Origin of the sequence: Paraburkholderia sp. OAS925 (genome assembly GCF_040543975.1) — a bacterium.
GTDB lineage: Bacteria > Pseudomonadota > Gammaproteobacteria > Burkholderiales > Burkholderiaceae > Paraburkholderia > Paraburkholderia graminis.
Genome location: NZ_JBEUNO010000002.1, coordinates 1,150,984 through 1,174,015, shown reverse-complemented (window position 1 = coordinate 1,174,015; position 23,032 = coordinate 1,150,984). Strand labels below are relative to the sequence as shown.

Genomic DNA, 23,032 nt, shown 5'->3' with positions numbered 1-23,032 from the left:
ACGTGCAATTTTAAACGTCGCGCAGCGTATGCAGAACGGAATCACTTCCGTTCTGAAGTTAGCCAATTGCCGCCGTCGCCCGCATCGTCAAAAATCCTTCATGATCTTTTGCCCATAATTCGACGGTTTTACCATCCGTCGACGGCGCGCCGCACACCTTGAAAGGCTGACCGGCAAAGGTCGGGCGAAGCGCCTTGTAGGCAAAACTCTGCAGCGTGGCTTCCGGCTGCTCGCGGCGCACGAGGTCGGCGAGCAGCGTCGCGATCAACGGACCGTGGACAACCAGCCCAGGATAGCCTTCCACCTGCGTCGCATAAGGCTGGTCGTAGTGAATGCGATGGCTGTTGAAGGTCAACGCCGAATAGCGGAACAACATGACGGCGTCGGCGTCGATGGTGCGGCTCCACGTTTCGCCTTCCGGCGCGAGTTGGGGCCGCTGCGGCCGCGCGTCTGCCGGCGGCGCATCGCGGTAGACAATGTCGTGCTCTTCTTCGAGCTTCAATTGACCGTCGACCTCGATCGTGTTCTGCACGGTCACGAAAACGAGGCGGCCGGAGCGCCCCGTCTTTTCTTCGATGTTCGCAATCGTCGACGTGCGCGTGGCGTGCTCCCCCACTTTCAGCGGCGCATGGAAGGTCAAGCGGCCGCCCGCCCACATGCGGCGCGGCAGCGGCACTGGCGGCAGAAAGTCGCCGCGCTTCGCATGGCCGTCGGGGCCGGCTTCGGAGAGCGGCGAGATCGGCAAAAAATAGAGCCAATGCCAAAGCGGCGGAATGGTATCGCCGGTTTCCTCGCGATTCAGCGTCGCGGCCAAGGCCGCCAGCGGAAACGCGGTGATGTGGTCTTTGGCGACTTGCTCTGCGCCGAGCCAATCGTCGAGCTTTTCTATTACATCGGACATGGCATGCCTCCGGTGAGCATTCAGATTCACAGCACCTACTATGGACGACGCGATACGGTTCCGCAAAGCTCAACGTTCTATCGCATCGATGAGAATTGCAGAGCAAGAGTCGGAGTGCGCGGCGGCGGACACGCGCTTACACTGAATCATCGTTCGTATATCGCAGAGGGAGACAGTCATGAATACGGTGGCGAAGCCGTCGCGCCATAACCCGGCTCACGCAAGTTCGCTTGCACCGCGCATCGAGGCGATCGACTGGTTCAACGTCGAAGAAGAACTGAACGGCTATGGATGCGCGATGTTGCCCAAGCTGCTGACCGGCGACGAATGCGACGCGCTCACCGCGTTATATCCGCACGAGGAGTTGTATCGCAGCCGCGTTGTGATGGCGCGGCACGGTTTCGGGCGGGGCGAATACAAGTACTTTGCGTATCCGTTGCCGCCGTTGATCGCGGAATTGCGCCACAGGCTTTATCCGCATCTCGTGCCGGTGGCGAATCGCTGGAATGAAGTGATGCGAATCGATGTGCGTTATCCGGCGGCGCACGCGGAGTTTATCGAGCGCTGTCATGCCGCGGGGCAGACGCGCCCTACACCGCTGATCCTTCAATACGCCACCGACGACTACAACTGCCTGCATCAGGACCTTTACGGCGAGCACGTTTTCCCGCTACAGGTTGCGATTTTGCTGTCAGAACCCGGCGACGACTTTACCGGCGGCGAATTCGTCATGACCGAGCAGCGTCCGCGGATGCAGTCGCGCGCGGAAGTCGTGCCGCTGCGCAAGGGAGACGCCGTGGTGTTCGCAGTTCATCATCGGCCTGTGCAGGGCACGCGCGGGGCGTATCGGGTGAATCTGCGGCATGGTGTGAGTCGGTTACGGTCGGGGCGGAGGTGTACGGTGGGGGTTATTTTTCATGATGCGAGTTGAGGGGGTTGTGCGGGTTACCTGCTGCCAATCGACGTAGTGCCGGGACAGGCAACGCCCACCACGCGAGACAGCAATGGCCTGCATGTTCTCAATGGTCAACGGCTTCGTTCGGCTTCCGCGGTTTTGGCGGGCGCGAGTGGCAGCCCTGTCGCCGGGTCGAGATTCTTTTCACGCGCCAGTTTTGCAACGAGCGATTCGGCAGGCTTCTGCGGCGGCTTGGCCGCGTCCTGTTCCTTTTGCCACTGGAAGGTGCCGTCCCATGCGGGCAGTTTCGCCGGCGGCAGCGGCACGATCTGGTCGACATCGGGGACTTTCGGATTTAGACCTTCGTTGTCGTCGAGGAGTTTACCGATCGCTCTGTAGCGGCGCGAGCGTTCGGGATCGTTGGGAAGGGCGAGGTAGTTCAGCAGATTGTCCGGTGGGGGGCCCTTGAAGCCCGTTTCAAGAGCCCATGCGGCCATGCTGTCTCCCGCCATGACACCCTGCTGGAATGCCTTGAGGGCCTCGGCATAGAACTTATCTGTCTTGCGGTCAACAGCCATCGAAGTCGCGGCCTTGCCATGTCCCTGGTCGGCTGCACACCGGTACATTTGCAGCGCAACCTCGGGGGCGGCATCGATAGGGTCCAGTTTCTCCGCGAGGTAATACTGCGCATCCGGGCTGCCGAGGTCCGCCGCCTCGCGGAAATAGCGCAAGCCAGTCACGCTATCTTGCTTGAGGCCGTAGCCGAGTTCGAGGTAATGCGCGATGTCGTAATAACCGCCCGGCACGCCCTGTTTCACCAGTTGCACCGCCAGATCGACCGTCTCTTTCGGTCCGTTCGGTGAATCGGCCAGTCCCGTCGACACCAGCGCCTGAAGGTTCGTGTTGGCCTTGTAGTGATCGTGCGCTGCCGCGATCCGGTAATACCGCGTGACATCACTGAAATCCTTTGGGCCGTCCTGCTTCTGCAGCCAGCGGGCGTATTTGAACAACTGGTCCGCATCGGAATCGAGCGACGGCAAATGATCGGCCTCATGCACGCAGGTAAAGGCGAGATTTGCGCGCACGGCGCTCAGGTCAGGCAGTGAAGTCAATGGGCTTCTCTTCGTGCACGCGCAAAGAAGGCTCGCCAGCACGGCGACAACAACGCCTCGCCTCATGAAATTGCCCCGGAATTATCAACGGCTTCATACATGGTTCAGGCTGTCTCGTCGGTGTAAGCCACAAGACGCCAGCGCGCATTGGTCCGGTAAATGCGCATGCCGAGCAGCGCGTCGAGTCCCGGAATGGGCCGGGGATTCTTCATCGCGAGTTGCGGCATCGTTTCGCCTTTTCTGAAACGGCATGTCGCTTCGAGATTCCGGTCTGCCCAGCGCCCGTCGCTCCAGATGCCGTCCTGCGGACATACCGCGCCCGTGGACACCACCGTGCCGAGCGGCACGCGTTCGGCTTCCGCGGTTTTGGCGGGCGCGAGTGGCAGCCCTGTCGCCGGGTCGAGATTCTTTTCACGCGCCAGTTTTGCAACGAGCGATTCGGCAGGCTTCTGCGGCGGCTTGGCCGCGTCCTGTTCCTTTTGCCACTGGAAGGTGCCGTCCCATGCGGGCAGTTTCGCCGGCGGCAGCGGCACGATCTGGTCGACATCGGGGACTTTCGGGTTCAGACCTTCATTGTCGTCGAGGAATTTGCGGATCGCTCTGTAGCGGCGCGAGCGTTCGGGATCATTCTGAAGAGCAAGGTAGTTCAGGCGATCGTCCGATGGTGGGCCCTTGAAGCCGTCTTCCATAAACGACGCGGCCATGCTGTCTCCCGCCATGACGCCCTGCTGGAATGCCTTGAGGGCCTCGGCATAGAACTTATCTGTCTTGCGGTCAACAGCCAGTGAAGTCGCGGCCTTGCCATGTCCCTGGTCGGCTGCACACCGGTACATCTGCAACGCAACCTCGGGGGCGGCATCAATTGGGTCCAGTTTCTCCGCGAGGTAATACTGCGCATCCGGGCTGCCGAGGTCCGCCGCCTTGCGGAAATAGCGCAAGGCCGTCACGCTATCCTGCTTCAGGCCGTAGCCGAGTTCGAGGTAATGCGCGATGTCGTAATAGCCGCCCGGCACGCCCTGTTTCACCAGTTGCACCGCCAGATCGACCGCCTCTTTCTGTGCGTTAGGTGAATCGGCCAATCGCGTCGACACCAGCGCCTGAAGGTTGGTGTTGGCCTTGTAGTGATCGTGGGCTGCCGCAATCCGGTAATACCGCGCGACATCACTGAAATCCTTTGGGCCGTCCTGCTTCTGCAGCCAGCGGGCGTATTTGAACAACTGGTCCGCATCCGGATCGAGCGGCGGCAGGTGGTCGGCCTCATGCACGCAGGTAAAGGCGAGATTCGCGCGCACGGCGCTCAGGTCAGGTAGTGAAGTCAATGGGTTCTCCTTTGTGCAGGCGCAGGCAAGGCCCGCCAGCAGCGCGACAACAATGCCTCGTCTCATGGTTCAGTCCGCGTAAGTGCGCTTGGACGACGTACGCAGAAAGCCCACAAGAGACGCCATTGGGGCCAGTCTTTTGTTCTGGTTTTTGGTGTTCTGGACAATGACTTTGCTCCACTGCGTGTACGCCTCCGGAATGTCGTCCTGCGCGCCCAGATCGTTGGTATGAAGCGCCCACAACTGCTTGCGCAGCGCGCGCGTCGCTCCGCCATGCTCATGGCAGATATTCAGTTCGCTGTCGACTTCCATGCTGCGCCGGTTGACGTTGGCCGAGCCGTGCGTCGTAAACACGTCGTCGACAATCATCAGCTTCTGGTGGATGTAGACGTAATCCCACGCCTGACCTGCCGGCGTATCCGGGGCGACCAGGGTACAGACCAGCACTTTCATGCCGGGCATATCCTGCGGCGGCACGAGATCCCCGTCCTTCGTCAAGCCGTCCGCGCTGACGCTAGCCGTCCGGCGTTGCTCCTGCCTGGTCTGCTCGAGTTTCTGCTGTAACTCGCTCTGCCGGGCCTGTCCGTCCTGAAGGTAGTTGGCCAGCCCTTGCATATGCGAGAAATCCGCGCCCTGCATCATCGCGCGCTTGCTGGCTGCCTGTTCGTCGGCGAGCTGCTTCTCCAACGCCTGTTCCTGCTGCGCAAGCTGGTCGTTCCTCTCCAGTTTCTCGATACCGGGCATCCGGTCGCCGTATCCGAGCGCATCGAGCATCTGGTAGGTGCTGACCGTCCCGAGCCCGATGCCGTCGTCGTTCGAATTCGTGATCACGAACAGATAGACGACGCCGTGCTTCGCGGGATTGCGTCCGCCCGCTATCTGCGCGTTGACGTTCTTCCGCAGCTTGTCCGCCACGGGCATGTAGCGGAAATACTGGTTTTCGATATACACAAACTTCGTCGTGTTGTTCACCGCCTGGAGGTACAGCGCTGAGATGTCCTTGGTGGCGTCCTTGCTGCCCTTGCCGTTCTTGCCGAACTGTGACTGCGTGCGCACAATCTGCGCCATGACCGGCGTACCGTTTTTCGGGTCGCGGCGCAGCGTCAGTCTGCCAGCCAGTGCCGCCCGAGCGTGAGTCAGGTTCTGGCCGGTTGCGTCGTCCCAAGCCTGGCAGAAGTTACGGTTCAGGCAGTCGAGGATCGGCCCCGTTACCTTGGCGGACATGTCTTGTCTGGGATGAAGGCCGTTGCGCCCCATCCGCGGCGCCTGCCTCAGGTAGGTGTGGTCGTCCCTGTCCCAGTATTCGTCAAGCGTGTTGTGCCCCATCACGAACCCGATTGCCTGTTCCGGAACCTCGTAATCGACAAGCACCATCTTCTGGTGATGCGAGGGCTCAGCCGTCATCGCCGCAGTGTTGACATCTCTAAGCTTGGGATCGCCGTGCGGGCCGCTCATCCACGTCCGCCATGCGATTTCAACGCGTTCCCTCAGATCGAAATCGCGCGTGGCGAATTCGATGTTCTTCAATGGCTTCAACGCGCCCGGCAATGCGCCGAGTACCGCCGTGGCGGTAGACTTTGCCTTCGACAACGGATTAACTCTCGTCTCGGCTGAAGTCCGCGTCACATTATTCAGGTTAGCTCGTCGGTACCAGAGCTGATCGAACTCCTGCTGGGCACGGGTACGGCCGTCGCTTGCGGCACCCGCCAAGCCGAATATTCCGTGGTTACCAGGCATCATGTCTTCCGAGAAGGAAGCCACGTGCAGCGAATCGCTCCAGACCAGCAGCCGGATCTTGATGCCGGGTTTTTCGAGCCCCTTGAATTCGAGCAGTTCACCAATTGACGGCGAACCGTGCGCATCGCCGCCGCGTCTGAAATACATCGACGGCTGGAAACCCCAGCACAAAATATCGATGCTGTGCTCCGCCTGCCGTATCGCGTCGAACACAGCCCCAAATGCCGCCTCGCCGTTCACGAGCGGAAGGTACGTTGCGGGCGCAGGGTTGTATTCGGTGTTCTGCACAAACCACGGGGACGGGACCGTTGCACTGCGGGTGCTGGACAGCGCGACCGGAACGGTAATGGATTGTTGTTTTGTCATTCAGACGTCCGTATCAGGGTTGAGCAGCTTGTTGTAACTCGTGCGGTGTTCCGCGCGATCAACCGCCCCAGCAGCCGTACCGGGCCGGCCTTGGTGAAACGGAATGCCCTGATTGGCGAGTGCGCCGTTGTCAGCGTTGCCCCGGTATTCTTCCGCAACGGGAATCGTGTAGCTGACGCCGTTCGCGAGCTTCAGCGAGTATTCCTGCGTCGTGGGATGGTGATCGATCTGAAGCAGCCCGGTTTCATCGAATACACCCTGCTTAACCAGCGCGCCGCCAGCGAAAAGCTTGTAGGGCATGCCGGCCGACATAGCTGCTCTCGTCGCCGGCGATCCCGCTGTATTTACCGTGAACGGCACGGTCGGCAGACCGGCCAGCGAAGGATGGTTCAAGTCGAGCGGCATGTTCAGCGACGCTTTCCCCTTCTTCTGAACGGTAATGGTCTTGATGAACAGATCGAGCGGGCCGCCCAGCGTGATGCTGCCGTCCTTCAACTGGATGAACGCGCCGCCTGACTCGAGTGTGAGTTCCTTCTTCGCACTGATGCGCACTGTGCCGTTGACGCTTGCCATCGTCAGGTCTTGTGCGGCGATCAGCGACATGGCATCGCTCTGTGCCTGCACTTCAATCGGGCCTTTGGCCGCAAAAATCTTGATGCCGAGCTTCTGCGCGAACAGTGAGATCTTCTCGCCCGCCGCAACCGTGAAGCGTTTCGCCACGCTCCAGTCGGCGTTCTTGCCGGCCACCGTGTTGATATTGCCCTGTGCCGCGAACTGCACGCCGTCGCCCGCGACAATGCCCGCCGATGCGGGCGTGCTCATCAGCAGTCCCGGCTTCTTCAGGCCGTCGAAATCCTCCTTCATCTGCTGCTGTGCGTCCGTGTCGGCAGGCTCGGCCTTCGCGCTGCTGGCGGACGCAGCGAGGGCCTTCGCCATCGCCAGCGCGCTTTCCAGCTGCGCAATGGTTTCCTGCATGTCGAGCTGCTTGCCGCTCGCGCCGGGGCGGTCATAAGTCGTGACCATGATGCCCTTGCCCGCGCGCAGCGCCCCCCAGCCCGATGACCTCAACTCATAGCCTTCGCCCCGATATTCGAGCTTGCTGTTGACGAGGTAACCCAGATTGAGTTGCGACTTGCCCGAATGCTCGGTGCTCAGCTTGATGCCTTCCTGGCCCGCCCAGTCTTCCATGCGCAGCTTGTTGTTCGCCTGCGTGCGGATCATGTTGCGTGAGAGCCAGCGCCGGTCGTTCGTCACCAGGTCGCGCGCCTGGCTGTGATGGTGGAACGCGGTGATTTCTGGCTTGTCCGGGTCGCCGTCCCGGAAGGCAATCACGGCCTCGTCGTTGTCCAGCGCGACGAAGTGCATGCCGGTTTGCAGCTTGCCCGCGAACGGCTTTGCAAGCCGCAGCGGTACGCTCTCACCACCCTTGGGCCAGTTGCCGAAATCCGCATCCAGACGGACGATGTAATAGCCGGCGGCATTCAGATAGCCGTAGGTGTATTTGTCCGGGCTGCAGATACGGGCGCTGAGCGTGCCAGAAATGCGGGCCCATTTTTCGGGTTCGAGCGGGAGCCGGAAACGCCGGTCGGCAGGGATCGCCTTGAAGCTGTTCGAATACGACGTATCGCGCGCGCCGCTGTGCGTGACCTCGGTAATCACCATACCTTTCGGCGCGTCGGGCAGGACAATATCCGTCTCCAGCACGCTTGCGCACTGCAATGCGAGTACGTTGCTTTCGCCCTCGTAAATGACCTGTCGTGCGATGACCGCCTCGTGGCGCAACTGCGCTTCCCACTTGGCGCCCGCCTAGTCGAGATGATGCGTGCCGTAGATGTAGGGCTGTCCGTAGGTCGTGGAATCGCCAGGCGCGACGTTAGCCGAATCCCGGTATCGCTCCCATGCTGACTCAGGGTTATAGTCCGCAACCATGAACGACTGCGGCACTGTCTCTGTGTGAGTCTTCAGTGTCGTCACCGCCTCCACGCCGCCCGCTTCGAGACCGGCCGCTTCGCGGTACGGCACGATCCGCCGTGGATCGTCGTAGAGGTAATGATCGATGTCATCTGCAAAGACGACCTCGTCACCGTATTCCGTTTCTACGATAAAACAGTAGATCCCCGCCTTCTCCATCAGCATGTGGACATAATCGAAATCGGTCATCTGGTGCTGGAAACGCCAGAGATGGACCGGATACTGACGGCGCAGACGGAACGATGTCTGGTGATCCCGGATGCCGTGACGGCGCAACACCGCCGTGAGGATCTGCGGTGTGGCGACGCGCTGGTAGACGTGCGTGTCCGTAACCGCCTGGAGCCGTCCGAAGTGCGACTTCACCACGACCTCGTACTTTACGTAGTCCTTCGTGGTCTGGATGGTGGAGAAGCGCTCGATGAAACCACTGAATTTCCGCACTGTTCCATCGTCATTCTCGATGCCGAAAACCGCATCGAGGTTCAGATAGTCAGCCCGTGCAAGCTGCTGCGGGTGGGTCAACTCGATGCGCACCTCGGTGGGCGCGCCCATCTTTTCGGTTACCGTGAACGACACGACCGACAGCGCCGCCGCGCTGTCCGTGCCAGGTACGTCGAGAAAATATGCCTGGCGCCCGGTTATGGCACGCAGCGCGTCTTGCAGGTCTGCCATGACCCGGCCTCCTTGCTGATTGTTGGAGACGCGGCCGGGTACATGAGGACTGCAAACGTCAGGCTGGCCGCGATCTGGAGCCATTTCAGCTCTTCACGCGTTTTTACCTGGCGGGGTGATTCACTTCAATCAGATGTGTCTGAAAGTCCGTAGTCTGTTGTCAAACGGAAAAGGGCGACCGAAGTCGCCCTGTCGCCAAAGAACTGTCATGGACCGAATAGCGTCGCCCAACAACCTCAAACCACCCTCGCCCCCACCCGCCGATTATCTGCACGCGTAAATGAACTGTGCTCAACAACCGCGCCAAACAACAACCCGATCGTCGCCCACATAATCGCCTGCATCCCAAGCGCAGCGACGCGGAATTTCCACAGCAGCGCTGCCGGAAAACCCGCAGGAACTTCATCGATAACCGGCATCGACATCTGCACAACGGCAATGATCGCGACGAACACGAGCCCAGCCACGATCGAGCCGTTCCATGCACCGAGCTTGATGGCCGCGTGGCGTCGGACCTTCAGCGAAAAGACCAGCGCTGTCAGCGAGATCGCGATCATCAGAAAGAAGAGTCCCGTGCGCGGGCCGATCGTCGCGGGGTCGCCGACCGCGGGCGGATTCGCCGGATACTTGATGTTCGGAACGATCACCAGCGCGACGAATGCGCCCAGCGCGAGCCACGCCGACAACGCGCGCGCACTCATCGGGCCGACTCGCCCGTAAGCGTAGGCAAACACGAGCGAGAACAATCCGCCGAACGCCGCGCCGTACACGACCACGCCGGTCAGCAATCCCAAACCGGCTTGCGTCTCGCGACTGACGAGTTCCTCCTCATGTGCATGCTGGTGCTCATCGGCATCGGCAGCAGCAGTAGCCGCATGTTCATGCTCATGCCCATGCGCTGCACCACCCGCCTCGCCGGCTTTCTCTTCGAACGCAATCGCCTGATTGACCTGCGGCTCGCCCACCACTCGGGCGAACGCGAACGTGACGAGTCCTGCGGCGATGCCTGCAAGCATGCCGCGCAACAACAACTTACCGACCATGTTCTGCTCCGTTAGTGGCAGGGAAAGCCGAGCAGATGGCGGCCGTCGTGCACGAACTCATGCACGTACATGCCAGGCACGAGAGACGTGGCGCCCTGTTCCGCGCCGACGAAGTACAGCGCGAGCAGCAACAGCAATCCGCCGAACACGGCCCAGGGCAACAATTCGCGCAGCGGAATCGGCGTGGGCTGAACAGCGGGCTCGCGAGCGGGATCGAAAACAGCTTCAGTCATGAAGGACATCTCCTGGGGTAACGCGCCCCGTAGTCGATTGCAGAGGAATGGTGCGAAGCTCAGGTCTGGCTTTCGGCTTGCGATGCCGATTACAGTGGCGCGACCGCGCCGGGCTCTCACCGGCTTCCGCGCTTCGCAGTCCGGCTATTCTACGCGGTAAACTTCGGCGCCAGCTAGCGCGGACTGACGCGCGCGCATATTGAATGGAACGCGAAAAATGAACCTTCGGCTGCTGCTGATCAGCCATGCGCCAACCGCGGCCATGCGCGCGGGCCGCTTTTCCGCCGACGATCCACTCGACGCTCGCGGCCTCGCTGAAGCGCAAGCCGCGCAAGCGCGCTTGTCGCATCTATCGCATCTGACCGCGTTCAACGAAGCGCCCGCTTTTGTCAGCCCGGCCGCTTGCGCCCGCGATACGGCCTCGGCCTTGGGTCTCAACGCGAAGGTGGACGCAGCGCTCGCCGACATCGACTACGGCAACTGGAAAGGCCGGCGCCTTGCCGACCTCGCGGCGCAAACGCCAATCGACCTAACCGCATGGATGCGCGATCCCGACGCCGCCCCGCACGGCGGCGAGCCATTCAGTCAGGCAGTGAAGCGCATCGGCGAATGGCTCGACACGCTCGACGTTGCGCTCCACGATGCACAAGGCAAAGCGTCAGGCAACGCGCGCGACGTCATCGCCGTCACCCACGCAGCGATCATCCGCGCCGCTGTCATACATGCGTTGAGCGCCTCGCCGGCCATCTTCCCTCGCATCGAAATCGCACCGCTAACAGTGGTCGAATTGCATCGCTCGGAACAACGCGGCTGGACATGGTGGCCCGCATCGTCGTGAATCTCGCAGAGCACACATCGTCATTTGCCCGATACCGATAAACGCAGCTTTCCCGATCCCGCAGACGTCAACGTGATCTGCGTGCGCCTCGCCGGCGCACCAAGATAAAAATGCTGACGTCCCGGCGAATTCTGATCGTGCGTGGCGTCCGGCAGACAGGAAGCAATGTCGGCGGCGACCGCTTGCAATGCGTCCGCGCTCGACCCTGCATCGCGATGCGGCGTCCACATGCACTGATAGCTTCCCCGCGCCGCCGAGCATTGCGCGTCGTCGCCATACGGTTGCGCGACGCCTTTGCCGTCGTCCGGCGAAAGCGCAGTGAATCCGTCCGGCGCCGCGGCCACGATCCGCTTCAACGACGAACACGGGCTCGGCGAATCATCGGCCCTCGCGCGATACGGCGTGAGGCTTGCGAGTAACGCGACAGCGAGCGTGCTGGTGAACAGCGTGCTGGTTTTCATAGCGGCGCGCGTCCTTGAAAGTGGCTGATGGATTGCGCCAAAGCAGCAGGCTTCGTGCCCTCGCGGCGAAGCAAAGCGAATGCACCCTGCAAATAGGCATGCAACTTGCATCCTGGCGATACCGGCTGACCGAGCCCGGTTTATTCATTGACGCCACGACTACGCCATGTCAAACGACGCGAACAATCACACGCCTAAACGCCTTTGCTCGGGAATCGACGGGATCGACGACGTGCTGGGAGGCGGCCTCACGCCGCACCGCATGTACCTCGTCGAAGGCGCGCCGGGTACGGGTAAAACTACCCTGGCATTGCAATTCTTACTCAAAGGCGTTGAGCAAGGCGAGGCAGGTCTGTACATTACGCTCTCGGAAACGCGTTCCGAGTTGATCTCGGTCGCGGACAGTCACGGCTGGGATCTCGGCCGCTTCCACATTCTCGAGCTGCTTTCCGACGAAGGCCTCGACCCGCAATTCGAGCAGACCGTGCTGCATCCGGCTGAAGTGGAACTCGGCGAGACTGTGCGCAACGTAATCAAGCAAGTCGAAGAACTCAAGCCCGCGCGCATCGTGCTCGACAGTCTCTCCGAGTTGCGGCTGCTGTCGCAGAACACGCTGCGCTATCGTCGGCAGATCCTTGCGTTAAAGCGCTATTTCGCCACGCGCGCATGCACGGTGCTGCTGCTCGACGACAACACATCCGATCCGTCCGACGTTCAATTGCATAGCATCGCGCACGGCGTGATCTCGCTCGACAACGTCGTGCACGACTACGGCGGCAACCGGCGGCGCATGCGCATCGCGAAGATGCGCGGCATCAAGTTCCGCGAGGGCTACCACGACTTCTCGCTGGACACCGGCGGCATCAAGGTCTATCCGCGGCTCGTCGCGGCCGAACATCACGCGGACTTCGACACGCAGACGGTGAGCACCGGCACGACCGGTCTCGACGTGCTGCTCGGCGGCGGCCTGATACCCGGCACCAACGCGCTGATCGTCGGCCCCTCGGGCGTGGGCAAAACCACGACCGTGGTCTCGTGCCTCATCGCGGCTCTCGAGCGAGGCGAGCGCTGCGTCTACTACGTGTTCGACGAAACGCTGGTGACGCTGATCGCGCGCTGCACGACGGTCGGCCTGAACCTGCAGCCCTATGTCGAAAGCGGGCTGCTCACATTGCGTCAGATCGATCCCGCCGAAATCTCTCCCGGAGAATTCGCGAGCGACGTTCGCATGTCCGTCGAGAAAAAAGGCGTGAAATACGTAGCGATCGACAGCCTGAATGCGTACTTGCAAGCGATGCCGGGCGAACGCTACCTGCTGCTGCAAATGCACGAACTGCTCGGTTATCTCAACCAGCAAGGCGTTATCACGATGCTTGTGCTGGGGCAGCACGGCATCATCGGCGAAATTCAGACCGACATCGACATCAGCTATCTGAGCGACGTGGTCGTTCTGTTCCGTTACTTCGAGCACCACGGCGAAGTCCTGACCGCCGTGACCGCCGTGAAGAGCCGCGCGAACGCGCACGAACGCTCGATCCGTCAGTTCAGGCTGTCGAACAACGGCGTGGAGGTGGGCGAAGCGCTGCGCGACTTCGAAGGCGTGCTCTCCGGGTTGCCGTCTTATAGCGGCAGCACCGCGCTGCTCGGTGCGACCGATCACCTCATCGATACGTCGCGGCAGTAAGCTCATGGAGCAACGCGTCCTGATTCTCGCGCCGTTTGGCCGCGACGCCGATGTCATTGCCGAAGTCCTGAGCAAGGACAAGCGGACGTGCGTCGCCTTTAGCGATGCGGACGCGCTGACCGAAGCGCTCGACGCCGGCGTGGGCACCGCGCTGATTGCCGAAGAAGCGCTCGCCGACAGCCGTGCAACGCGCCTGTTCGAGTGGCTCGAACATCAGCCCGCATGGTCCGACTTGCCGTTTATCCTGCTCGCGGCGACGCGCGTCGGTCATCGGTCGGCGCGCGGACTGGAAGTGCTCGAGCGGCTCGGCAACGTCGTCGTGCTGGAACGTCCGCTGAACTCGGAGACGCTGCGGCGAGCCGTGGCGTCGGCGCTGCGGGCGCGCGCACGGCAATACGAATCGCGCCGCCATCTCGCCGAACGGATCGAAGCGCAAGAAGCATTAGTCCAGCTAAACGATTCGCTCGAAAGCCGGATTGCCGAACGTACGCATGAACTCGCTTCGGCCAACAACCGGCTGATGATGGAGATCCACGAGCGCGCGAAGGTGCAGGCCGTGCTCGTGCAATCGCAGAAGATGGAAGCGCTCGGCCAACTCACGGGCGGGATCGCGCACGACTTCAACAATCTGCTGAACGTCATCATGGTCAACTCGGAGTTGATCGCGCGCGTGAGCGGCGACGAGCGCATTCGCGGCATGGCCGCGACCGTCAAGCGCGCGACCGAACGCGGCGCCAAACTCACGGGCCAGTTGCTCACGTTCTCGCGCAACAGCAACCTGGACCTGAAGGCCGTCGACGTGGTCACGCTGCTGCAAGGCATGCGCGACATCATCACCGTGTCGCTCGGATCGGGTATCAGCTACAGCAACGACTTCGAACGCAAGGAGATGTGGACGCACGCCGACGCGAACCAGCTCGAGCTTGCGGTGCTGAATCTCGCGATCAACGCGCGCGATGCGATGCCGGGCGGCGGCGAGCTCAGCGTGCGCGTGAAGGAGCGCACTGCGCCCGACCAGACACTCGCCGAGGGCCGCTATGTCGTGATCGAAGTCGCCGACACGGGCGCAGGCGTGCCGCCCGACCTCGTCACGCGCGTGTTCGATCCGTTCTTCACGACCAAGCCGATCGGCAAGGGAACCGGCCTCGGCCTGAGCCAGGTGTACGGCATCGCGCGCCAGGCCGGCGGCACCGCGCGGCTTTTCAGCCAGGAAGGCGTCGGCACCACGGTCGAACTGTGGCTGCCGCTGCGCGAGCGCGTCGCGCCGCAGAATGCCAAGACTTCCGATACCGAAGCGAACGCCGTCGGCGAAAAGCGCGTGCTCGTGATCGAAGACGACAGCGAGGTGCGGGCCATGCTCGTCGAGTCGCTCAAAATGCTCGGCTACAACGTGACGGAAGCCCCCGACGGCCGCGCCGGACTCGCCCGTCTGGCGGACGACAACCCGGACCTGCTGATGGTCGACTTCGCGATGCCTGGCATGAATGGCATCGACGTAATCGCGGAAGCGCGTAAGATGCGCAGCGATCTGCCGGTGATTCTCGCAACCGGTTACGCCGACGTCGATATATCCGGTCTTTCGGTCGAGCGCTGCACGGTATTGCGCAAACCTTTCCAGCTCGACGATCTCGCGCGGACCGTCCGGCTCGGATTGATTGGCTGATAAAAACGCCCGCTTCAGCCGGCGCGCAGAAAATTTTCCAACTACATTGCTTGGCTAACGATTGTCTGACAGTGCAGCGTAACGCGCCATGATCTACCCCTCCCTTCGCGACTGGCTCTTCTCGGTCAAGACGTTTGCCGCCGCGATGATCGCGCTGTACATCGGCCTCGCACTGCAGTTGCCGCGGCCTTACTGGGCGATGGCGACGGTCTACATCGTGTCGAATCCGTTCGTCGGCGCGACGCGCTCGAAGGCGATTTATCGTGCGCTCGGCACCGCGCTCGGCGCGTCGGCGGCCGTGCTCCTGGTGCCGCCCTTCGTCGAATCGCCGTATCTGTTCAGCGTGGTCCTCGCGCTGTGGGTCGGCACCCTGCTCTTTCTCGCGATCTCGGATCGCACGGCACGCAGCTACGTGTTTCTGCTCGCGAGCTATACGCTGCCGATCATCGCGCTGCCCGCGGTCACGAATCCGGCAGGCGTGTTCGATCTTGCGGTGAGCCGCACCGAAGAGATCACGCTCGGCATCGTCTGCGCGAGCATCGTGGGCAGCGTGGTGTTTCCGAGCCGGCTCGCGCCGACCATCATCGAGCGGACGGATGCATGGTTTCGCGACGCCGCTTTCTACTCGACGGAAACGCTGTCGGGCCGCATTGCTGGCGCGGCGATTTCCGGCGCGCGGCAGCGGCTCGCGGCGACCATCAACGGTCTGGAATTGCTGCTCAGCCAGCTCGCCTACGATCACACGCGCCCCGACCTTCTCACGCGCGCGCATGAACTTCGCGGACGCATGCAGTTGCTGCTGCCGCTCATGTCGGCGCTCGCCGATCCGCTGATCGCGCTCTACAACGCAGGCAGCCACAAGTGGCCGGAAGGGCTCGAGGCGCTGCTTGCCGACATCGTCAAATGGTTCAATGCGCCGCTGCCGGCCGCGAGCGCGGGCCATCATGCGGACCCGGCCGCGAATGCGCTGCGCGAGCGCATTGCCGCGATGCAGCCGCCGCCCGAGGCACTCACCACCTGGGACGGCGCATTGCTGTCCAGCGCGTTGTGGCGCATGAAGCAGGTGATCGACGTCTGGGAGGACTGCCGCTCGCTGCGCATCATCATCACGCGTGAAGAAGGCTTGTGGCGGCCGCGTTTTCGCCATTGGCGGCTCGGCGGCACCGAGCGCTTTTTCGACCGCGGCATGATGCTGTTCTCGACCGGCTCGACCGCGGCCGCGGTGATACTCGCGTGCAGTCTGTGGATCGCCTCCGGTTGGGCGGACGGCGCAAGCGCCGTGACGCTCGCGGCGGTCGCCTGCTGCTTCTTCGCCGCACTCGACGAACCCGCGCCGATGGTGTTCCGCTTCTTCGTCGCGACCGCGATCAGCGTATTAGCCGCGGGCGTCTATCTGTTTGCCGTGTTGCCGCACGTACACGACTTTCCGATGCTCGTGATCCTGTTCGCCGCGCCGTTCATTCTGGTCGGCACGCTGATTCCGCGCCCGCAGTTCAATATGGTCACGGTGCTCGTCGCCGTGAACACGGCCACGTTCATCAGCATTCAGGACGCGTACGACGCCAACTTTCTGACCTTCCTCAACAGCAACCTCGCCGGCCTCGCGGGACTTCTTTACGCTTATCTGTGGACTCGCGTGACGCGGCCGTTCGGCGCCGAACTCGCGGCGGCTCGCCTGCTGCGCTCGAGCTGGAGCGATGTCGCGTTGACCGCGTCGACGCGGCCCATCGAAGACCCGCGCAATCACGCCGCGCGCATGCTGGATCGTCTGATGCAACTGATCCCACGGCTCGCCGCGACCGACGACCATCGTCATCCTTCCATCGAAAGTTTTCGCGATCTGCGCATCGCGTTCAATTCCCTCGACCTGCGCCGTCTCACGCGCAAGCTCGGCGGCGAGGCGCCGGCCGCGATCGAGCAGGTGCTCGACGGCGTGCGCGGCTATTACGAAAGCTGCGCGAACCGCCACGCGCGCGAGCCCGTGCCCGCGAGCCTGATGTCGTCGATCGATTCGGCCGTCGCGCGCGTCACCGCGCAAGGACTCGCGGATGCCGGCACGCCCGACGCGACCGCGCAAACCTCGGCACGTCACTTGCGCGACGCGCTGCACGCGCTGATCGGCTTACGTCTCTCGCTCTTTCCGGCCACGCTGCAAGCCGCAACGCCACCCGCGCAGGAGGCAAGCGCCTGATGCGCCGTTCAACCCCTTGGCCCCATTCCCACGATGATCGGTGAAATAGACATCTTCGGCGTATTCGTGCCGGCCGTGCTCGTGCTGATGCTGGTCGCCTATCTGATCAACCTCGCGATTCGCGCGGTGCTCGCGCGTGTCGGCTTTTACCGCTTCGTGTGGCATCGCTCGATCTTCGATCTCGGCATCTATGTGCTGGTGCTGGGCCTTGTCGTCGTCGTTTCGCACAGACTCGTTTCGTGAAATCAACGTGAAAAAAACCTGGTTCTCCGTCGGTCAGATCGTGCTGACCCTGATCGTCGTCGTGGCCGCGGCGCTCGTGCTGTGGAAGCTGATCGGCTACTACATGTTCGCACCGTGGACTCGCGACGGACACGTGCGCGCCGACGTGATCCAGGTGGCACCGGACGTGTCGGGGCTGATTTCATCGGTAGACGTGGTGGACAACCAGCAGGTCAGGCAAGGCCAGGTGCTGTTCGTGATCGATCACGCCCGCTACGCGCTCGCGCTGCGTCAGGCGCAGGCCACGGCGCAGCAACGGCGCGCGACGCTCGACCAGGCGCGCCGCGAAGACGTGCGCAATCGCAAGCTCGGCAACCTCGTCGCCGCCGAAGTCGCGGAAGAGAGCCGCTCGCGCGTCGACCAGGCGGAAGCGGCGCTGGCGGATGCGAACGTCGCGATCGACACCGCGAAGCTGAACCTGCAGCGCGCGACGATCGTGAGCCCCGTCGACGGTTATCTGAACGATCGCGCGCCGCGTGCCGGCGAATTCGTCGCGGCGGGACGCGCGGTGCTGTCGGTGGTGGACATGCATTCGTTCCGCGTCGACGGCTACTTCGAAGAGACGAAGCTCGGCGGCATCCACATCGGACAGCCGGTCGACATCAGCGTGATGGGCGAGCCGCAGGTGCTGCGTGGGCATGTGCAAAGCATCGTCGCGGGCATCGAGGACCGCGACCGCACGCAGGGCACCAATCTGCTGCCCAATGTGAATCCTGCGTTTAGTTGGGTGCGGCTCGCGCAGCGCATTCCAGTGCGTGTCGCGCTCGATGAAGTCCCGCCCGATTTCCGCATGATCGCGGGGCGCACCGCTACCGTATCGGTGCGCGAGTTGGCGGAGGCGCGCGCCGCGCATCCCGCGCAGGCTTCGGAGGCGTCGAGTGTCTCCGCAACACCGCCCGCGACTGCCGCAGCCACTTCGGGCGCCTCGCAATGAAAGCGTCCCGCTTCGCGCCGTTTCTGCGCCTGCCTTCGCGCGCGTTCGCGCTGCTCCCGCTCGCCGCGTTGCTCAACGGCTGCATGAACGTCGGCCCGAACTACTCGCTGCCGAAAGACGCACTCGTGAACGCGCCGCTTGCGAATGCGCCGATCGAAGGCGCGGACTCGGCGCTCACGTCACACGCCGACGTGCCCGCGGTGTGGTGGAAGCTGTACGACGATCCGGTGCTCAACGGTCTCGTCGACGAAGCGCTGCAATCCAATACCGACTTGCGCGTCGCCGCCGCGAATCTCGCGCGCTCGCGCGAGGCGCTCGGCGTGGCTCAGGCGCAAGGCGGCTTTTCCGGCAAGACGTCGGCGGTGTTTGAGCGCGCGCAGGAATCGGCCGAACAATACCTGCTCACCGAGAAACTGCCGGTCGTGAACGAAGGCGACGTCGGCATCAGCGTCGCGTATGAAATCGATCTGTTCGGCAAGCTGCGGCGCGGCGTGGAAGCGGCGCAAGCCGACGCCGACGCCGTGCAGGCCGCGGGCGATCTCGCGCGCATCTCAGTGGTCGCCGACGTGGTGCGCGCCTACGTCGAGCAATGCTCGGCCGCCGAGGAACTGAAGATCGCGCAGCAGTCGCTCGCGTTGCAAAGACAGCGCGTGGATGTCTCGCGGCGTTTGCGTGACGTGGGCCGCGGCAATCAGACGGAAGTCACGCGCGGGCAAACCCAGGTCGATACGTTGTCCGCGGACATTCCGCGCTACACCGCACGTCGCAAGATCGCGCAATACCGGCTCGCGGCACTGCTCGCGCGCGCGCCGTCCGACTTGCCGCCCGCGGTTCTCGCCTGCGAGAAGCTGCCGCAAATCCGTCAACCGATTCCCGTCGGCGACGGCGCCGCGCTGCTGAGGCGCCGGCCCGACGTGCGCGAAGCCGAGCGTCAACTGGCGGCATCGACGGCGCGTATCGGCGTTGCGACCGGCGCGCTGTATCCGACCGTGAGCATCGGCGCATCGGCGGGTTTGACGGGCGTTCTCGAAGATCTCGGCACGTCGCCGACAGCGCGTTGGGGCTTCGGTCCGCTGATCAGCTGGACGTTCCCCGCCAACGGCGCGCGCGGCCGCGTGCGCGAAGCGCAGGCGTCGAGCCAGGTCGCGCTTGCCCGCTTCGACGGCGTCGTGCTGACCGCGTTGCGCGAAACGGAGACCAGCCTTGCCACCTATGCATCGGACTACGCTCGCACGGAAGCGCTACAGGCCGCGCTGAAATCCGCGGCGCAATCCGCGGACGAAACGCACCGGCTGTATCGCGCGGGCCGCGAGTCGTTCATCTCCGATCTGGACGCGACGCGCACGCTCACGTCGACGAAAGCGCAAGTCGCAGCGGCTGAAGGTCAGGTGGCGATCGACCAGGTGAATCTGTTTCTGACACTCGGCGGCGGGTGGGAGCGGGATGGGCAAGCTGCGCCTGGGGTGGCGGGGGCTTCGGCTTCGACACCGGCTTCGGCTTCGGCTTCGGCTTCGGCTTCGACACGAGCATCGGCAGCAAAAACCCAAGCCCCGTAGCCGCATCGCCCGACCTTACGTTTTATTTTTGAATAACTTTCTTTTGCCTTTCATTTACGGTTAAATACTTGGCACTCACCACACGTTACGAGGCCAAGGTATGTCGTCATTCATGAAAAGCGCAGCAGCATTGGGCGGATGCATCGGCATCTTCACGGCGGTCGTGGCCATCGTCGAAATTCTGGCAGGCTAAGCCCGTTGCTCGCTCGCGAAGCGCCGGCTTGCGCTACGCAGGCCGGCGCTTCGCCGCTTGATGAATCGCGGCGCGCACCCGCGGATACGTGCCGCAACGACAGACGATATTGCTCATGGCCGCGTCGATGTCGGCGTCGCTCGGATGCGGCTTCTGTTTGAGCAGCGCGCAAGCGGCCATCAGTTGCGCGCTTTGACAATAGCCGCACTGCACGACATCGAGATCGATCCACGCGGCCTTCAGTGCCTGCGCTTCGCCGCCTTGCAACCCTTCGATGGTCGTGATCTTCTGCGTCGTCAAATCGGACATGGGCGTCTGACACGACAGGCACGCCTTGTCGTTCAGATGCACCGTGCAGGCGCCGCAAATGCCGACGCCGCAGCCGAACTTCGTGCCCGTCATGCCGAGCTCGCAACGCAGCACCCACAATAGCGGCATATCCGGCTCGACTTGCACAGCCACCGCGCGTCCGTTGATGTTGAGCGCTGCCATATCGGTCTCCGGCTTCAGGTGAACTTCAAAGGCAACGTACGCAGTCGCTTGCCGGTCAGTGCAAACACTGCATTGGCAACAGCCGGCGCGATTGGCGGCACGCCCGGTTCGCCGACGCCTTGCGGATGCAACTGGCTCGGCATGATGTCGACTTCGATGATCGGGCAATCGTTGATCCGCACAACCGGAAAGTCGACGAAGTTCTTCTGCTCGACCTGGCCGTTGACGATCGTGATCTCGTCCTGCAACGCGGCCGAGAGGCCGAATACGATTCCGCTCTCCATCTGCTGACGGATCAGATTCGGATTCACCGGCAAACCGCAATCGATCACGCAAACCACGCGGTGCACGCGAATCATCCTGTGCGGTCCAATCGATACCTCCGCGACCTGCGCGACCACGCTGCCGAATGCCTCATGAAGCGCGACGCCACGCGCGCGCGGAGCGCCATCGGCGGCACGCGTCAACGGATGCGTCCAGTCGGACAACGCAGCCACTCTCTGCAACACTTTCAGATGCCGCGGATGCTGCGCAAGCAGTGCGCTGCGAAACGCAATCGGGTCCTGGCTGGTGGCGGCGGCGATCTCATCGGTAAAGCTCTCGGTGAAGAAGGCCTGGTGCGAGTGGCCGACCGAACGCCAGAAGCCGACCGGCACGGGCAAGTCCACGATCTTGTGCGCGACGCGCGCCGTGGGCCACTCGTACGGCTGATCGAACGCGCCTTCGGCTGTCGTCTTGTCGAGCGGAATGCGCGGCGCGCCGTAATAACGCGCGAGCGCTTCGGGCACGATGGCCTGACTCGCGGACGCGCTGTGCCACGCGACGAGCTTGCCGTTATCGTCGAAGCCCGCCTTCAGGCGCGATACGCATGCGGGGCGATAGAAGTCGTGCGTAAAGTCCTGCGCGCGCGACCATAGCGTTTGCACCGGACGTCCGCCGGCCTCGCGCGCGATCGCGGCGGCCTGCGCAATGTAATCGGTTTCCAGGCGTCGCCCGAATGCGCCGCCGAGCAACTGCGCATGCACATGAACCTTGTCGTCGTCGATATGCAGCACTTTGGCGACGTGCCGCCGCGCGAGCGCGGGCGTTTGCGTCGATACCCAGACGGTCGCCGCGCCGTCCGCGACCTGCACGGTGCAGTTGAGCGGCTCGACCGCGCCGTGCGCGAGATACGGCGCGTGATATTCAGCCGTGATGGTGCGCGCCGCGCCGCTTAGCGCATCGTTGATGTCGCCGCGGCGGTAGTACGCGTGGCCGTCGCCGTCGTCGAGGGCGAGCGCGAGACGGCGCTCCACTTCCGCGCTCGAAAGCGTGGCCGCGGCGCCATGCTGCCATGTCACTTTGATCGCGTCGACGGCGTTCGTCGCGCGAAATGGATTGTCCGCGATCACGGCGACGCCGCCCGTGCCGCCCGCATACGGCTCGAAAGCGAGCGCCTTCACGAAGCCGCGCATTCGCTGCGCCGCGCTCGCGTCGAAGCTCGCAACCGTGCCGCCGAGCGTCGGACACATCACGACACTCGCGTAGAGCAGGCCGTCGGGCAACACGTCGATGCCAAATCGCGCGCTGCCGTTGATCTTCGACGCGGCCTCGATGCGGCGCAGCGGTTTGCCGATCAGCGTGAAATTCGCGGGGTCTTTCAACGCCACCTTGCGAGGCAGCGGTTGTTGCGCCGCCATCGACGACAACTCGCCGAAGCTCGCCTTATGTCCCGACGGATGCGTGACATACCCGCCTTGCGTCACGCACTCGCCGGGCGCGACGTGCCATTGCGCGGCGGCCGCGCCAATCAGCATCGCACGCGCCGAGGCGCCCGCTTCGCGCATGGGCGTCCACAGGTCGTTGATGCTCGACGAGCCGCCGGTCATCATCGTGCCGGCTTCACGCGTGAGCTTGCGCGTGTACCAGACGACCGCGCGCTTCGTGATGCTGTCGTGATCGGGACGAAACGGCAGATCGTCGATGACGTTCTGCACGCTGTTGTAGATGTTGTCGATCGGCGCGTCCTCGACACGCACGCGCGACCAGTCGGCGTCGAGTTCTTCGGCAAGCAGCATCGCGAGACCGGTGTGAACGCCCTGGCCCATTTCCGCCTTGCTCATCATGATCGTCACGCTGTTGTCGGCGGCGATCTTGACCCAGCCGTTGAGCGCCGTTTGCGTGCCTTCGACGGGTAACGGCGCGTCGGTCGTGAGACGCTGCCGCGCCGGCAGCACGGACCAGCCGACCAACAACGCACCCACCGCGCCGGCGCCGCCGATGACGAAGGTTCTGCGCTTCATGATGAATGGCCCATCGGCTTGCCCGCCGGTAACAAGCTGCAAGGGCGCGATGCGCGCCCTGCGTCCCCACGCAATATTAGTAAGACGGAGGAACGGCCGCGGACTTAAATTCGTCGGATGAAGCCGTGCGCGCGCGGGGCGGGCGCGAGGGGCACGCTAGCGAGGCGGACCGCCTGGCTAGCGTGCCGTGGGGCGTTTCATTAAATG

General features: G+C 63.1%; 16 protein-coding genes and 2 pseudogenes. 8 read left to right on the top strand and 10 right to left on the bottom strand.

Annotation, left to right across the window (positions count from 1 at the left end; all coding sequences use genetic code 11):
- Window positions 1-58 precede the first annotated feature (58 nt).
- Window positions 59-901 carry an HTD2 family dehydratase gene (locus ABIE53_RS24075; RefSeq protein WP_192700491.1) on the bottom strand — a complete coding sequence of 281 codons (843 nt, stop codon included), beginning with the start codon at window positions 899-901 and terminating at the stop codon, window positions 59-61.
- 178 nt (window positions 902-1,079) lie between these two features.
- Between ABIE53_RS24075 and ABIE53_RS24070 the strand changes: the two genes are divergently transcribed.
- Complete coding sequence (locus ABIE53_RS24070; RefSeq protein WP_192700492.1) at window positions 1,080-1,832, top strand: 2OG-Fe(II) oxygenase; 753 nt, start codon at window positions 1,080-1,082, stop codon at window positions 1,830-1,832.
- A 104-nt stretch (window positions 1,833-1,936) separates the two neighbouring features.
- On the opposite strand, the pseudogene ABIE53_RS24065 reads toward ABIE53_RS24070, so the two are convergent.
- The 6 genes and pseudogenes from ABIE53_RS24065 to ABIE53_RS24040 form a co-directional block, all read right to left on the bottom strand.
- Window positions 1,937-2,974, bottom strand: a pseudogene (locus tag ABIE53_RS24065) (SEL1-like repeat protein); the annotation flags it as partial.
- 38 nt (window positions 2,975-3,012) lie between these two features.
- Entirely contained in the window at window positions 3,013-4,293 is a 1,281-nt protein-coding gene (locus ABIE53_RS24060) for an SEL1-like repeat protein (RefSeq protein ID WP_192700494.1), read from the bottom strand.
- A 3-nt stretch (window positions 4,294-4,296) separates the two neighbouring features.
- Window positions 4,297-6,330, bottom strand: coding sequence for a phospholipase D-like domain-containing protein (locus ABIE53_RS24055; protein WP_192700495.1), 2,034 nt, complete (start codon window positions 6,328-6,330; stop codon window positions 4,297-4,299).
- Window positions 6,331-8,973: pseudogene (locus ABIE53_RS24050) on the bottom strand (type VI secretion system Vgr family protein).
- Window positions 8,974-9,209: 236 nt separating this feature from the next.
- The gene (locus ABIE53_RS24045) at window positions 9,210-10,016 is read right to left on the bottom strand and encodes a CbtA family protein (protein ID WP_192700496.1); all 807 of its coding nucleotides are present in this window, start codon (window positions 10,014-10,016) and stop codon (window positions 9,210-9,212) included.
- A gap of 11 nt (window positions 10,017-10,027) precedes the next feature.
- On the bottom strand, window positions 10,028-10,249 hold the full coding sequence (locus ABIE53_RS24040; RefSeq protein WP_006047732.1) for a CbtB domain-containing protein: 222 nt from the start codon (window positions 10,247-10,249) through the stop codon (window positions 10,028-10,030).
- 217 nt (window positions 10,250-10,466) lie between these two features.
- Between ABIE53_RS24040 and ABIE53_RS24035 the strand changes: the two genes are divergently transcribed.
- Window positions 10,467-11,087, top strand: coding sequence for a histidine phosphatase family protein (locus tag ABIE53_RS24035; protein ID WP_192700497.1), 621 nt, complete (start codon window positions 10,467-10,469; stop codon window positions 11,085-11,087).
- Window positions 11,088-11,107: 20 nt separating this feature from the next.
- Here ABIE53_RS24035 and ABIE53_RS24030 read toward each other — a convergent pair whose 3' ends face one another.
- Window positions 11,108-11,548: a hypothetical protein gene (locus ABIE53_RS24030; protein ID WP_192700498.1), complete on the bottom strand. Its 441-nt coding sequence runs from the start codon at window positions 11,546-11,548 to the stop codon at window positions 11,108-11,110.
- Between the two features lie 166 nt (window positions 11,549-11,714).
- Between ABIE53_RS24030 and ABIE53_RS24025 the strand changes: the two genes are divergently transcribed.
- The 6 genes from ABIE53_RS24025 to ABIE53_RS24000 all read left to right on the top strand — a co-directional run bounded on the left by ABIE53_RS24025 (window position 11,715) and on the right by ABIE53_RS24000 (window position 19,858).
- A complete protein-coding gene (locus ABIE53_RS24025; RefSeq protein ID WP_006047729.1) occupies window positions 11,715-13,232 on the top strand; it encodes an ATPase domain-containing protein in 1,518 nt (505 codons plus the stop codon).
- A 4-nt stretch (window positions 13,233-13,236) separates the two neighbouring features.
- A complete protein-coding gene (locus tag ABIE53_RS24020) occupies window positions 13,237-14,895 on the top strand; it encodes an ATP-binding protein (protein ID WP_192700499.1) in 1,659 nt (552 codons plus the stop codon).
- A gap of 88 nt (window positions 14,896-14,983) precedes the next feature.
- Window positions 14,984-17,086: an FUSC family protein gene (locus tag ABIE53_RS24015; RefSeq protein WP_053859634.1), complete on the top strand. Its 2,103-nt coding sequence runs from the start codon at window positions 14,984-14,986 to the stop codon at window positions 17,084-17,086.
- 33 nt (window positions 17,087-17,119) lie between these two features.
- Entirely contained in the window at window positions 17,120-17,329 is a 210-nt protein-coding gene (locus ABIE53_RS24010; RefSeq protein ID WP_006047726.1) for a DUF1656 domain-containing protein, read from the top strand.
- Between the two features lie 7 nt (window positions 17,330-17,336).
- Window positions 17,337-18,302, top strand: a complete 966-nt coding sequence (locus ABIE53_RS24005) for an efflux RND transporter periplasmic adaptor subunit (protein WP_192700500.1) — start codon at window positions 17,337-17,339, stop codon at window positions 18,300-18,302.
- On the top strand, window positions 18,299-19,858 hold the full coding sequence (locus ABIE53_RS24000; RefSeq protein WP_192700501.1) for an efflux transporter outer membrane subunit: 1,560 nt from the start codon (window positions 18,299-18,301) through the stop codon (window positions 19,856-19,858). Before ABIE53_RS24005 ends, ABIE53_RS24000 begins: the two co-directional genes overlap by 4 nt.
- Window positions 19,859-20,084: 226 nt before the next feature.
- On the opposite strand, the gene ABIE53_RS23995 is transcribed toward ABIE53_RS24000, so the two are convergent.
- Together ABIE53_RS23995 and ABIE53_RS23990 are read right to left on the bottom strand one after the other, a co-directional pair.
- Entirely contained in the window at window positions 20,085-20,543 is a 459-nt protein-coding gene (locus ABIE53_RS23995; RefSeq protein WP_006047722.1) for a (2Fe-2S)-binding protein, read from the bottom strand.
- Window positions 20,544-20,557: 14 nt separating this feature from the next.
- Window positions 20,558-22,825 carry a xanthine dehydrogenase family protein molybdopterin-binding subunit gene (locus ABIE53_RS23990; protein ID WP_192700502.1) on the bottom strand — a complete coding sequence of 756 codons (2,268 nt, stop codon included), beginning with the start codon at window positions 22,823-22,825 and terminating at the stop codon, window positions 20,558-20,560.
- Window positions 22,826-23,032: the final 207 nt, after the last annotated feature.

What these genes read in the sequence shown, in the direction of transcription:
- ABIE53_RS24055 (WP_192700495.1), bottom strand. Translation starts at nt 6,330, where the DNA reads ATGACAAAACAACAATCCATTACCGTTCCGGTCGCGCTGTCCAGCACC.
- ABIE53_RS24010 (WP_006047726.1), top strand. Translation starts at nt 17,120, where the DNA reads ATGATCGGTGAAATAGACATCTTCGGCGTATTCGTGCCGGCCGTGCTC.
- ABIE53_RS24070 (WP_192700492.1), top strand. Translation starts at nt 1,080, where the DNA reads ATGAATACGGTGGCGAAGCCGTCGCGCCATAACCCGGCTCACGCAAGT.
- ABIE53_RS24040 (WP_006047732.1), bottom strand. Translation starts at nt 10,249, where the DNA reads ATGACTGAAGCTGTTTTCGATCCCGCTCGCGAGCCCGCTGTTCAGCCC.
- ABIE53_RS24035 (WP_192700497.1), top strand. Translation starts at nt 10,467, where the DNA reads ATGAACCTTCGGCTGCTGCTGATCAGCCATGCGCCAACCGCGGCCATG.
- ABIE53_RS24020 (WP_192700499.1), top strand. Translation starts at nt 13,237, where the DNA reads ATGGAGCAACGCGTCCTGATTCTCGCGCCGTTTGGCCGCGACGCCGAT.
- ABIE53_RS24075 (WP_192700491.1), bottom strand. Translation starts at nt 901, where the DNA reads ATGTCCGATGTAATAGAAAAGCTCGACGATTGGCTCGGCGCAGAGCAA.
- ABIE53_RS24015 (WP_053859634.1), top strand. Translation starts at nt 14,984, where the DNA reads ATGATCTACCCCTCCCTTCGCGACTGGCTCTTCTCGGTCAAGACGTTT.
- ABIE53_RS24060 (WP_192700494.1), bottom strand. Translation starts at nt 4,293, where the DNA reads ATGAGACGAGGCATTGTTGTCGCGCTGCTGGCGGGCCTTGCCTGCGCC.
- ABIE53_RS23990 (WP_192700502.1), bottom strand. Translation starts at nt 22,825, where the DNA reads ATGAAGCGCAGAACCTTCGTCATCGGCGGCGCCGGCGCGGTGGGTGCG.
- ABIE53_RS24025 (WP_006047729.1), top strand. Translation starts at nt 11,715, where the DNA reads ATGTCAAACGACGCGAACAATCACACGCCTAAACGCCTTTGCTCGGGA.
- ABIE53_RS24045 (WP_192700496.1), bottom strand. Translation starts at nt 10,016, where the DNA reads ATGGTCGGTAAGTTGTTGTTGCGCGGCATGCTTGCAGGCATCGCCGCA.
- ABIE53_RS24030 (WP_192700498.1), bottom strand. Translation starts at nt 11,548, where the DNA reads ATGAAAACCAGCACGCTGTTCACCAGCACGCTCGCTGTCGCGTTACTC.
- ABIE53_RS23995 (WP_006047722.1), bottom strand. Translation starts at nt 20,543, where the DNA reads ATGGCAGCGCTCAACATCAACGGACGCGCGGTGGCTGTGCAAGTCGAG.
- ABIE53_RS24000 (WP_192700501.1), top strand. Translation starts at nt 18,299, where the DNA reads ATGAAAGCGTCCCGCTTCGCGCCGTTTCTGCGCCTGCCTTCGCGCGCG.